The organism is Sphingobium sp. RC1 (assembly GCF_059738765.1).
Map to the genome: position 1 here is coordinate 1,538,307 of NZ_AP027306.1, position 12,226 is coordinate 1,550,532.

At 62.5% G+C, this 12,226-nt stretch carries 11 protein-coding genes and 1 tRNA gene; 9 read left to right on the forward strand and 3 right to left on the reverse strand.

From position 1 onward, the window contains the following. Window positions 1–23 precede the first annotated feature (23 nt). From AC6JBC_RS07535 to AC6JBC_RS07550, 4 genes are read left to right on the forward strand one after another with little or no spacing between them, the layout of a single operon-like run. A complete protein-coding gene (locus AC6JBC_RS07535; protein ID WP_498023682.1) occupies window positions 24–476 on the forward strand; it encodes an NAD(P)H-dependent oxidoreductase subunit E in 453 nt (150 codons plus the stop codon). Next, window positions 473–2,050, forward strand: coding sequence for an NADH-ubiquinone oxidoreductase-F iron-sulfur binding region domain-containing protein (locus AC6JBC_RS07540; RefSeq protein WP_498023683.1), 1,578 nt, complete (start codon window positions 473–475; stop codon window positions 2,048–2,050). The genes AC6JBC_RS07535 and AC6JBC_RS07540 overlap by 4 nt, the downstream gene beginning before the upstream one ends. Further along, on the forward strand, window positions 2,047–4,893 hold the full coding sequence (gene fdhF / locus AC6JBC_RS07545; protein ID WP_498023684.1) for a formate dehydrogenase subunit alpha: 2,847 nt from the start codon (window positions 2,047–2,049) through the stop codon (window positions 4,891–4,893). The genes AC6JBC_RS07540 and fdhF overlap by 4 nt, the downstream gene beginning before the upstream one ends. Before the next feature lie 4 nt (window positions 4,894–4,897). Further along, complete coding sequence (locus AC6JBC_RS07550) at window positions 4,898–5,167, forward strand: formate dehydrogenase subunit delta (protein ID WP_498023685.1); 270 nt, start codon at window positions 4,898–4,900, stop codon at window positions 5,165–5,167. 193 nt (window positions 5,168–5,360) lie between these two features. On the opposite strand, the gene AC6JBC_RS07555 is transcribed toward AC6JBC_RS07550, so the two are convergent. The 3 genes from AC6JBC_RS07555 to AC6JBC_RS07565 form a co-directional block, all read right to left on the reverse strand. Further along, entirely contained in the window at window positions 5,361–5,789 is a 429-nt protein-coding gene (locus tag AC6JBC_RS07555; protein ID WP_498023686.1) for a hypothetical protein, read from the reverse strand. Further along, the gene (locus AC6JBC_RS07560) at window positions 5,789–6,451 is read right to left on the reverse strand and encodes a trypsin-like serine peptidase (protein ID WP_498023687.1); all 663 of its coding nucleotides are present in this window, start codon (window positions 6,449–6,451) and stop codon (window positions 5,789–5,791) included. Before AC6JBC_RS07560 ends, AC6JBC_RS07555 begins: the two co-directional genes overlap by 1 nt. A gap of 12 nt (window positions 6,452–6,463) precedes the next feature. After that, window positions 6,464–6,553 (reverse strand) — tRNA-Ser (locus tag AC6JBC_RS07565). Between the two features lie 150 nt (window positions 6,554–6,703). On the opposite strand from AC6JBC_RS07565, the gene AC6JBC_RS07570 reads away from it, so the two are divergent. From AC6JBC_RS07570 to metG, 5 genes are all read left to right on the forward strand, one after another. Further along, a complete protein-coding gene (locus tag AC6JBC_RS07570) occupies window positions 6,704–7,750 on the forward strand; it encodes a lytic murein transglycosylase (protein ID WP_498023688.1) in 1,047 nt (348 codons plus the stop codon). Between the two features lie 114 nt (window positions 7,751–7,864). Then, window positions 7,865–9,028, forward strand: coding sequence for a D-alanyl-D-alanine carboxypeptidase family protein (locus tag AC6JBC_RS07575; RefSeq protein ID WP_498023689.1), 1,164 nt, complete (start codon window positions 7,865–7,867; stop codon window positions 9,026–9,028). After that, on the forward strand, window positions 9,025–9,651 hold the full coding sequence (gene tmk / locus AC6JBC_RS07580) for a dTMP kinase (RefSeq protein WP_498023690.1): 627 nt from the start codon (window positions 9,025–9,027) through the stop codon (window positions 9,649–9,651). Before AC6JBC_RS07575 ends, tmk begins: the two co-directional genes overlap by 4 nt. Beyond that, window positions 9,648–10,619, forward strand: a complete 972-nt coding sequence (locus AC6JBC_RS07585) for a DNA polymerase III delta subunit-related protein (RefSeq protein ID WP_498023691.1) — start codon at window positions 9,648–9,650, stop codon at window positions 10,617–10,619. The genes tmk and AC6JBC_RS07585 overlap by 4 nt, the downstream gene beginning before the upstream one ends. Window positions 10,620–10,663: 44 nt before the next feature. After that, complete coding sequence (gene metG / locus AC6JBC_RS07590; protein ID WP_498023692.1) at window positions 10,664–12,226, forward strand: methionine--tRNA ligase; 1,563 nt, start codon at window positions 10,664–10,666, stop codon at window positions 12,224–12,226.

Here is a 12,226-nt window from a genome sequence, read left to right on the forward strand (position 1 = left end):
TCGAAGGGTGCAGGCAGGGTAGGATGGAAGCATTTATCGAAAGCTGGACCGCGCGTCATGGCGCCACGCGCGACCAGTTGCTGCCCCTTCTGCATGCCGTGCAGAAAGAGGCGGGCTATATCGATGATGCGCAGGTGCCGCTCATTGCGCAGGCGTTGAACCTCACCCGCGCGGACGTGCATGGCGTCATCACCTTCTACCATGATTTTCGCCGTGTTCCGCCCGGCCGCCACATTGTGAAGCTTTGCCGCGCGGAAAGCTGCCAATCACGCGGCGGCGCGGCGGTAGAACGTCAGGCGGCGCAAATTCTGGGCGTTACCATGGGCGAAACCCGGGCTGACGGACAGCTAAGTCTGGAGCCTGTCTATTGCCTGGGCCTTTGTGCGATCGGCCCGAACGCGCTGGTGGACGGTCGACCGGTTGCAGCGATCGATGCCAAAGCCCTGGAGCGGATCGCGGCGGAGATGGCGGCATGAGCCGGGTCTTCATCAGCCGAGATATGGCCTCCGTCGCGCTCGGTGCCGATGAAGTCGCGCGCGGCTTCGCGCAGGCAGGGTGCGAAGTGGTGCGCACGGGATCGCGCGGCTTGTTTTCCATCGAGCCGTTGGTCGAAGTGGAGACGGCTGCAGGCCGCATCGGCTACGGGCCGGTCGGGCTGCAGGATGTCGCGGCGGTGCTGGACGGCACGCATCCTGCCATGCTGGGCAAGGTGGACGAGTTGCCCTTCTTCGCTGGTCAGCAGCGCTTTACCTTCGCGCGGTGCGGCATCATCGATCCGCTCAGCCTTACCGATTATGCGGCCCATGATGGCTGGAAAGGGCTGGAAAAGGCTCGCGCCATGCCTCCCCAGCAAGTGGTCGATGCGGTCAAGGCGTCGGGGCTACGCGGACGCGGCGGCGCCGGTTTCCCGACCGGGATCAAATGGCAGACGGTACTGGATGCGCCGGGCGCGCCCAAGTTCATCGTCTGCAATGCCGATGAAGGCGACAGCGGCACCTTCGCCGATCGGATGCTTATGGAGGGTGATCCCTTCTGTCTGATCGAAGGTATGGCGATCGCCGCCCATGCCGTCGGCGCGGTCCATGGCTATATCTATATCCGCAGCGAATATCCCTACAGCATCGCCACCATGCGCGCGGCGATCGATGCCAGCGCGCATCTCATCGCGCCCTTCGCACTGGAGGTGCGCGAGGGCGCGGGCGCCTATGTCTGCGGCGAGGAAACGGCGCTGCTCGACAGTATCGAGGGTAAACGCGGGCAGGTGCGGGCAAAGCCGCCGCTCCCGGCCTTGCAGGGGCTGTTTGGTCAGCCGACCGTCATCAACAATGTGCTGTCGCTGGCTGCGGTGCCCTTCATCCTGGCGGAAGGGCCGGATGCCTATGCGGCGGTTGGCTTTGGCCGTTCGCGCGGAACGATGCCGGTGCAGCTCGCGGGCAATGTTAAGCATGGCGGCCTTTATGAGATCGGCTTTGGCATAACACTGGGAGAGCTGGTGAACCAGATCGGCGGCGGCACGGCGAGCGGTCGCCCCGTTCGCGCGGTCCAGGTGGGTGGCCCCCTCGGCGCCTACTTCCCGCCATCCATGTTCCATCTGCCGTTCGATTATGAAGCATTCGCGCAAGCTGGCGGGCTGATCGGCCATGCGGGCATCACCGTCTTCGATGACAACGTCGATATGGCGCATATGGCGCGCTTTGCCATGGAGTTCTGTTCGGTCGAAAGTTGCGGCAAATGCACGCCCTGCCGGATCGGGTCGACGCGGGGGGTGGAGATCATGGATCGGCTATTGACCCGCAGGGCGGAGGGGCCGCCCCCCCCGAACCCATCAATTTCGCCAGGACTGGACAAGGCGCTCTATTCACGAGCGCCCGGCGCCATGCAACGCGGCGTGGATGAGGATCTGCAACTGCTGCGCGACCTGGCCGACGCGATGAAATATGGCTCGCTCTGCGCGCTGGGTGGGTTCACGCCCTATCCGGTGCTGAGCGCGCTCGACCATTTCCCTGAAGACTTTGGCGCGCCAGCGTCTGCAAAGGAAGCTGCGGAATGACCTTCACCCGCGAAGCCGATCATGGCACCCCGCCAGCCCTCACCACCGGCAAGCCCATCACGCTCACCATTGACGGCCAAAGCGTCACCATGGCTGAGGGCACGAGCATCATGCGCGCCGCTTCGCTAACCGGCTGCTCCATTCCCAAACTGTGCGCGACCGACAATCTGGAGAGTTTCGGCTCCTGCCGCCTATGCCTGGTCGAGGTGGAAGGGCGCAGCGGCTATCCCGCGTCCTGCACCACGCCCATCGCCGAGGGCATGGTGGTTCGCACCCAAAGCGACCGGCTGAAGCAGCTCCGCCGGGGGGTGATGGAGCTTTACATCTCCGACCATCCGCTCGACTGCCTGACCTGCGCCGCCAATGGCGACTGCGAATTGCAGGATCAAGCCGGTGCGGTGGGGCTGCGCGAGGTCCGCTATGGCTATGACGGCGCAACCAATATGGGGCAGGCCAAGGACCAGTCGAACCCTTATTTCGACTTCGATCCCAGCAAATGCATAGTCTGCTCCCGCTGCGTGCGCGCCTGTGAAGAGGTGCAGGGCACCTTCGCGCTGACTATCGAGGATAAGGGCTTTGGATCAAAAGTCTCGCCGTCGCAGGGCGAGGATTTCCTTGGTTCCGAATGTGTGTCTTGCGGCGCCTGTGTGCAGGCTTGTCCTACCGCCTCGCTGATCGAAAAGAAAGTGGTCGAGGTCGGCACGCCCGACCGCGCCATCGTCACCACCTGCGCCTATTGCGGCGTCGGCTGCACCTTCCGCGCGGAAATGCGGGGCGAGGAGTTGGTGCGCATGGTGCCGTGGAAAGAGGGCAAGGCCAATCGCGGCCATAGCTGCGTCAAGGGCCGGTTCGCCTGGGGCTATGCCCAGCATCAGGACCGGATACTCAACCCCATGATCCGCGCGTCCGTGGACCAGCCTTGGCGCGAGGTGTCGTGGGACGAAGCAATAGCCCATACGGCAGCGGAGTTCCGTCGCATCCAGGCCAAATATGGTACGCGCTCCATCGGCGGAATCACGTCAAGCCGCTGCACCAATGAGGAAACATTCCTCGTCCAAAAGCTCGTCCGCCAGGGTTTCGGCAACAATAATGTCGATACCTGCGCCCGCGTCTGCCACTCGCCGACCGGCTATGGGCTCAGCACGACCTTCGGCACTTCTGCCGGGACGCAGGATTTCGACAGCGTGATGCAATCCGACGTAATCCTCGTCATCGGCGCCAACCCGACCGATGGCCATCCGGTATTTGCCTCGCGCATGAAGAAGCGGTTGCGGCAGGGCGCCAAGCTGATCGTCATCGACCCGCGTCGCATCGACATGGTGAAGTCGCCCCATGTCGAGGCGGAACATCATCTGCCGCTGCGCCCGGGCACCAACGTCGCCATGCTGACGGCTCTCGCTCATGTCGTCGTGACCGAGAAGCTGTACGATGAACCCTTCATTCGCGCGCGCTGCGATTGGGACGAATTTGCCGAATGGGCCGAGTTCGTGTCACAGCCAGCCCGCTCTCCCGAAGCGATCGAGCCGCTGACCGGGGTAAAGGCGGAGGATGTACGCGCCGCCGCTCGCCTTTACGCTACCGGCGGCAACGGCGCGATCTATTACGGCCTCGGCGTCACGGAACATAGCCAGGGCAGTTCGACCGTCATGGCAATCGCCAATCTCGCCATGGCGACCGGCAATGTCGGGCGCGAGGGCGTGGGCGTGAACCCACTGCGCGGGCAGAATAATGTGCAGGGCGCCTGTGACATGGGCAGCTTCCCGCACGAATTTTCCGGTTATCGCCACGTTTCCGACGACGCCACGCGCGCGCTGTTCGAACAAAGCTGGGGCGTGGCGCTGGACCCGGAACCGGGCCTTCGCATCCCCAACATGCTGGATGCGGCGACCGACGGCAGCTTCAAGGGCATTTTCATCCAGGGCGAGGACATTCTCCAATCCGACCCCAATACGCATCATGTCGCGGCCGGGCTGGCGGCGATGGAGTGCGTCGTGGTGCAGGACCTCTTCCTCAACGAGACCGCCAATTACGCGCATATATTCCTGCCCGGCTCCACCTTTCTGGAAAAGGACGGGACCTTCACCAACGCCGAACGGCGCATTCAGCGCGTGCGCAAGGTGATGACGCCACTCAACGGCTATGAAGATTGGGAGATCGTGCAACTGGTCGCGAACGCCATGGGGCTGGGCTGGACCTACAGCCACCCGTCGGAGATCATGGACGAAATCGCCGCGCTCACCCCGACCTTCGCGGGCGTGCATTACGACCGCCTGGACGCGGAAGGATCGCTGCAATGGCCCGCGAACGACCGGGCTCCCCACGGCACGCCGACCATGCATATCGACGGTTTCGTGCGCGGCAGGGGCAAGTTTGTCGTCACCGACTATGTGCCGACCGATGAAAAGACCGGCCCGCGCTTCCCGCTACTGCTGACCACCGGGCGCATCCTTAGCCAATATAATGTCGGCGCGCAGACCCGGCGCACCGCCAATGCTGCCTGGCATCCCGAAGACCGACTGGAAATCCATCCCAGCGACGCGGAAAACAGGGGCCTTAAGGACGGTGATTGGGTAACGCTCCGCAGCAGGGCAGGGGAGACGACCCTGCGCGCGCTGGTGACCGAACGCGTCGCGCCGGGCGTTGTCTACACGACCTTCCACCACCCCGAAACGCAGGCGAACGTGATTACCACCGACTATTCGGACTGGGCCACCAATTGCCCGGAATATAAGGTGACGGCGGTGCAGGTGTCCGCGTCAAACGGTCCCAGCGACTGGCAGAAAAGCTATGACGCGCAAGCCCGGCATAGTCGGCGCATCGACATGATCCACGCAGCGGAATGACGGCATGACTGAAGGCCACTCGATGATGTCCAATCAGGACCGGCTGGTCTATATGGCCAACCAGATCGCCAGAAACTTCATGACCATGGGCGAAGAAAAAGCGGCACAGGCAGTCGCCGATCACATCGCCAAATTCTGGGAACCGCGAATGCGGGCGCAGATATTCGCTCTGCACGAGAAGGGGGGCGAGGTATTCGTGCCGGTTGCTGCGAGGGCGATCATTCTCTTGCGCGTCGGAGAGTTTAATGAATCGGACGAGGCCAGGAGCGCCTAAAAGGGGCAGTCGCGACCAGTATGTTCACTGTAACCGATAGCTGAGAAAGTGCGCGGCTGCTGCGTTTCGCCTTCACGTGCTGCGCCCATTCTTCTCCGATGATGTTTATGCCATTCGTATGTGTGCGATATGCAAAATTTGACGGGCTTATGAAGAGCGCTGGCAGGAGTGGGAGAATGAACCGGCGAGGTCGTTACAGCGTACACGCTGCACAAAACGCATTCAGACCAATTTTTGCAACAAGCGAGAACAATAATGCGATTACGGGCACTACCGCAGCAGCAGCAAGACCCACGGTGCTAGCCACAACGGCCGCCACCATGCTAACTAATCCCACCTTGCCTTGATTATTCCAGATTTGAGCGGCCTGAGCACGCTCTTCTGCGTATTTCTCATCCCCACAAACGAATGCGGTGAACTCTTTCTTAACGTTCACGTAAAAGCTCTGAATGGGGCCGCCCACACCGAAGCCAACGGTGTTATTTGATCCGGTTCTCGAAAGCCAAAGTTCGCCGATTTCTTCTTCAGATTTTCCGGAGCTGATCAATTGCCTAATAGCGTCGGCTTGGGGCTTCGGCAGTCCTTCGAACCACCCGTGCGTCGTGAGGTCGATAGACAGCATTACAGTAGCCCTGCGATATATTCTGCAGAAACAGCGTGGGTTGTTTGATGCAATGTCTGCGGGTCGATACCGCCAAGAGATATGCCGCTTGGGCCGCCCGGTGCATAGCCTCCAACGATCATCGCGCAAACATTCCGACCGTCTGCCGTGAATACTGGACCACCGGACTGACCTGGACGAGTTTGAGTATTCAGCACGACGTGCTTGATCTTTAAATTGTCATCTCCGAGCAGAATGCGAGCGCCCACCATACTGGACTGCTGAGTAAGAACTAGCCGACCGTGATCGGCATGAGGGTAGCCAAGACTCTGTACCGGAGCGCCGGGCGAGATCATGTCTGAACTACCCAGTCCATATCCGAATGACACCTGATTCGTTGAATCAATAAATTCCAGAATGACGATGTCATGCACCGGGCTGTAGCTAACAATCTTCAACGACGTGCCACTTACCTGCTGATCCGTTGTATCCTGATAATCTGCCAAAGAGTCAGCGCGACCGAATATCGCCAAGAGCCCTTCATCATTCGGGCCTGTTACATGAGCGGCAGTAGCAAATTGACGGGAGCCGACAGCAAAACAAGTTCCTAGTGGTTGGATCGCCCCTCCATTAGTAACTCTGCCGAGTGGCAAGACAACCCTACCAATATGCAAGTCCATCATGCATCCCTTTATTGGCGGACAGGGTGGGATTCGAACCCACGGTGAGCGTAAACCCACGGCGGTTTTCAAGACCGCTGCCTTAAACCACTCGGCCACCTGTCCGTCCGCTCGCTTCCTAGCGAAGCTTTGCGTCATGCCAAGCGTAAAATGACCAAAATCCGCTTTCGGGGCGTTCTTGTGAGAACGGAAGCGACAAGGGGGATTTCGCCGCCTGCCGTCGCTGTGCCACAAAGGGCTGAGGGAGATTCTCTAATGCGTTCAACCATTCACTCGCTTCTACTGCGTCTTGCCGTCGTCACGGCGGGCAGCTTGATGGCGGGGGCTGGCATGACGCAGGACATGGCTCAGGACGCCGGTTTCCGCAGCTATCTGGAAACGCTTCGGCCAAAGGCGCAGGCGATGGGCATACGCTCTTCCACGCTGGATTCCGTCTTCCCAACGCTCACGCCGAACTCACGGGTTGTCCAACTGGATCAGAACCAGCCGGGGGGAGGGGCCTATTCACCCATTCCCAATTTCGAACCCTACAGGCGTCAGCATGTCGATGCCGCGCGCATCAGCCGTGGCCGCACCGCCTATCAGGCAAACCGTGCCCGGCTTGCCCGGATAGAGGCGGAAACCGGCGTGCCTGAGGAAATCATGGTCGCGATCTACGGCCATGAAACCAATTACGGTTCCTATACCGGCGACTTCGACCTCATCCGTTCGCTTGCGACGCTGTCCTATGAAGGCCGCCGCCGCACCCTGTTCGAACCGGAATTGCTGGCGACGCTCAAGATGCTGGACAATGGCGTGCCCCGCAGCCGACTGGTCGGCAGTTGGGCCGGAGCGACGGGCTATCCGCAGTTTCTTCCCAGCGTCTATCTGCGTCTGGGCAAGGATGGCGACGGCGATGGCCGCGTCGATATCTGGAACAGCGAAGCCGACGCGCTGGCCTCCATCGCCAACTATTTCGTCAACGCCGGTTGGCGGCGCGGCCAGCCCTGGGGCGTAGCCGTTTCGGTGCCCGACGGGTTCAACCGGGCTAGCGTTGCCGCCCGAACCGCGCCCGCCCGCTGCCTGCGCGTATTCAATCGGCACAGCCGCTGGCTGACGATGGCCGAATGGCGCAGCCGGGGTATCGTCCCGGCGGGCGGCAGCTGGCCAGCGGACACGGTGCTGGCAACGCTGCTCGAACCCGATGGTCCGGGCAAGACCGCCTATCTGCTCACCAGCAATTACCGGGCGATCCTCGACTATAATTGCTCGAATTTCTACGCCCTGTCCGTCGGGCTGCTCGCCGACGCAGTCCGGCAATAAGGGCGCTGCCGCGTCGGCTGTTGCGCCAGCCCTCTTGAGAATGTGTCTGTCATGGCTAATGACAGGGGCAGGGCATTCTCATCACCCGAATCCATCAGTGCGAAGGCAGTCCTCATGAACAAGTCACTAGCCGCCATCCTCTTCGTCGGATTGCTGGCGCAGCCTCTCACGGCTGCCGCGCCACCTTACACAAGTGAGGCGCCCATCGCTTACATGAAGGACCTGTCGTCGGGCGCCGTACTGTATGACAAGAGCGGCGAAACGCGCATCCCCCCTGCTTCGATGGCGAAGATGATGACGGCTCACGTCGCCTTCCGCCTGATCCAGAAGGGCGATCTGAAGCTCGACACGAAATTCACCGTCCGCCCCGAAACCTGGAAGCAGTGGCACGGCCCGGCGGCCGGGTCGACCATGTTCCTGTCGGCGGGCGAGCAGGTGTCGGTCGAAAATCTCCTCCACGGCATCGTCACCCTGTCCGGCAATGACGCCTGCGTGGTTTTGGCCGAAGGGATCGCCGGAACGGAGCAGGCTTTCGTCGCGCAGATGAATGACGAAGCCAAGCGCCTCGGCCTCAAGAACAGCCATTTCGGCACCAGCAATGGCTGGCCGGATGAAGGCGTCACCTATGTGACCGCGCAGGACCTCGCACGTCTCGCCGAAGCGACGATCGAGGAAACGCCTGACCTTTACAAGCGCTTCTACGCCACCCGCTCCTTCACCTGGGGCAAGACCATGGGCGGCTCCGACATCGCGCAAGCAAACCGTAACCCGATTCTCGGCAAGATCGCCGGTGCCGACGGCCTCAAGACCGGCCATACGGAGGAAGCGGGCTTCGGCTTTACCGGCTCGGCAGAACAGGATGGCCGCCGCATCGTCATGGTCGTTGCTGGCCTGCCGACCTACAATGGCCGCGTTTCGGAATCCGTCCGCTTCATGGACTGGGGTTTCAAGGCGTGGAAAGCGCAGCCGCTTTTCAAAAAGGGCCAGACCGTCGAAACCGCTGAAGTTCAGCTGGGTAGCGCCACCAGCGTGCCGCTCGTCGCGCCGCAGGACATGGCCGTAACTTTGCCCCGCACCGCGTCGGGCAACATCTCGGTCAAGGTCGCCTATACCGGCCCGATCAAGGCGCCCATCGCCAAGGGGCAGAAGATCGCCGAGCTGATCGTCTCCACCCCCGACACCCCGCCGCAGGTCCTGCCACTGGTGGCAGGTGAAGAAGTATCCGAAGCAGGCATCTTCGGTCGCCTTTGGAACGGCCTGAAGTCCTTCTTCGGGTGACACGCGGCCGGTTCATCACTCTGGAGGGCGGGGAGGGCGCGGGTAAATCGACGCAACTCCGCGCCCTCGCCGCCGCCTTGCGCGCGAAGGGCTTGGAAGTCGTCGAAACCCGCGAACCCGGCGGCAGCGAAGGCGCGGAAGCTATCCGCGCACTGCTGCTCACCGGCACCGCCGACCGCTGGAGTCCGCGCGCCGAAGCGCTCCTCTTCGCCGCCGCCCGTGCCGATCATATCGAAAAGACCATCCGCCCCGCCCTCGATCGCGGCGCCTGGGTCCTGTCCGACCGCTTTCTCGACAGCAGTCGCGCCTATCAGGGGATGGGTGACCTAACCGACGCCGACATAATGACCCTCCACCGCATCGGCAGCGTCGACTTCCTCCCCGACCGCACCTTCTTCCTGACGCTCCCCGAAGACGAGGCACAGCAGCGCGCTCGGGTTCGCGACGGAGACGCCGCCGACCGCATCGGCGGCCGCGATGCAGCCTTCCACGCCAATGTCGCATCCGCCTTCGCCCACTTCGCCGAGCAAGACCCCGCCCGCATCCGTACCATAGACGCATCGGGCCACCCCGAAGCCGTAACCTCGCGCCTCCTCGCAGCGCTCGACGATCTGCTGCCATGACCACCATTCTAGGCCATGACATCCAGGCCGACATGCTGCTAGCCGCCGCCCGCAGTGGCCGCATGCATCATGGCTGGATATTCGCTGGCCCGCGCGGCATCGGCAAGGCTAGCTTTGCCCGTGCGCTCGCCCTTCGTCTCCTCGCCGAAGCCGCTGGCCCCGCGCCCGACGGCGAAGGCCTGTCAGTCCCAACCGATCACCCCATCCGCAAGCTGATCGAAGCCGAGGCCCATCCCGACTACGCCGAACTCTACTGCCTGGAAAAGGAAACCGGCACCGCCCGCAACATCTCCGTCGATCAGGTGCGCGGCCTCCAGCGCCTCGTCCAGTCCGCGCCGTCCCTGTCGCCACGCCGTATCGTCGTCATCGACAGCGCCGACGACCTCGAGCGGGGCGCCGCCAACGCGCTCCTCAAGACGCTGGAAGAGCCACCAACGGACATGCTCTTCTTCCTCGTCAGCCACGCGCCCGGCCGCCTCTTGCCCACCATCCGCTCGCGCTGCCGCACCCTCCGCTTCGACCCGCTCGATGACGAAGCCATGCGCGCCATCCTGCGCCGAGAGCAGCCCGACCTGCCACCCGCAGACATAGAGGCGCTCGCCGCCCTGGGAGAGGGCGCCCCGGGGAAGGCCCTGCGCTACGCGGGCCTAGACGTAACCGACCTGGACCGCATGCTCTACGCGATCGCAGCGGATGGCGACCCCGGCAACCGCCACCGCCTCATCCTCGCAAAGCAGCTCTCGGGAAAAGCAGCGCGCCCGCGCTATGAAGCCTTCCTCGAGCGCGTCCCCGCCTTCATCGCCGACGCCGCCCGCCACCGCAGCGGCCCGGCGCTCGGCACAGCGCTGGACCACTGGGAAGCCGCGCGCCAACTCGCCAGCGGCGCCATCATCCTCTCGCTCGACCCCGCAGCCGTCGCTTTCGAACTCGCGGGCCATGTCGCCGCACTCGCTCCGAATCAGCCTTGAAAAGCAGGCTTTGCGCGCGCCTTAACAGCCGCTAGGGAAGGCGCATGTCGCAGCCCTACACCATCACCACCGCCATCAGCTATCCCAACGGCCGCCCCCATATCGGCCACGCCTATGAGGTGATCGCCACCGACGCGATCGCCCGGTTCCAGCGAATGATGGGCCGCGACGTCTTCTTTCAAACGGGGACTGACGAGCATGGCCTGAAAATGGATCAGGCGGCCCGCACGCGCGGCATCGAACCGCGTGCGCTGGCTGACGAAATGTCCGGATATTTCAAAGATATGAACGACAGGCTGAACATCAGCTATGATCGGTTCATCCGCACCAGCGAGCCTGACCATCACCGCGCATCACAAGCCATTTGGCAAGCGATGGAGGCCAATGGCGACCTTTATCTGGGCCGCTATGAAGGCTGGTACTCCGTCCGTGACGAAGCCTTTTACGACGAAAAGGAACTGGTCGAAGGGGAAGGGGACGAAAAGCTCTCGCCCCAGGGCACGCCGGTCGAATGGACGGTCGAGGAAAGCTGGTTCTTCCGCCTGTCCGCCTATCAGCAAAAGCTGCTCGACCTCTACAACAGCCAGCCCGACTTCATTCAGCCGGACAGCCGCCGCAACGAAATCATGCGCTTCGTGGAGGGCGGCCTGTCAGACCTCAGCGTCTCGCGCACCAGCTTCGACTGGGGCGTCAAGGTTCCCGGAAGCGACGGCCATGTCATGTATGTCTGGGTCGATGCGCTCACCAATTATTTGACCGGCTGCGGCTATCCCGACGACGCCGAACGCATGGCGCGCTACTGGTCCGAAGGCGGCGACATAACGCACATTATCGGTAAAGATATCGTCCGTTTTCATACCGTTTATTGGCCAGCATTCCTGATGAGTGCGAAGCTTCCCCTGCCCAAGCACATCTTCGGCCACGGCTTCCTCCTCAACCGGGGAGAGAAGATGTCGAAGTCAGTCGGCAACGTCGCCGATCCGATGGAATTGGCCGAGCGCTTCGGCGTGGACCAGCTCCGCTATTTCCTCCTGTCCGAAGTCACTTTCGGCAACGACGGCAGCTACAGTGCTGAGGCGATCGTCGCCCGTTCGAACAGCGATCTTGCCAACAGCTTCGGCAATCTGGCGCAGCGGACCCTGAGCTTCATCGCCAAGAATCTTGAAGGCCGCCTGCCTGAACCCGCGCCGCAGGATGTGGACAGCGATCTGCTGAAAACCATCAGCGACGCCGCCCAGACGTTCCAGACCGCCATGGCCGATCTCGCGCCCTCGACCGCGATCGAAGCATGGATGCGCGCCGTATTCGCCTGCAACGCCTATATCGACGCGCAGGCGCCCTGGGCCTTGCGCAAGACCGACCCGGCGCGGATGGAAGCTGTGTTGGCGACGCTGTACGAAGCCATCGCCAACCTTGCCATCATCATCCAGCCCGTGATCCCCGCCAGCGCCACCGCGCTGCTCGACCAGATGGGCGTTCCACAGACGAGCCGGACCTTCGAAGCGATCGGCAGCAGCGCCTACGCCGATCTCCGCGCCAGCGGCTTCACCCTCAGCGCGCCCAAGCCACTCTTCCCACGCCTCGAACTCACCGAAGCGGACACCTGA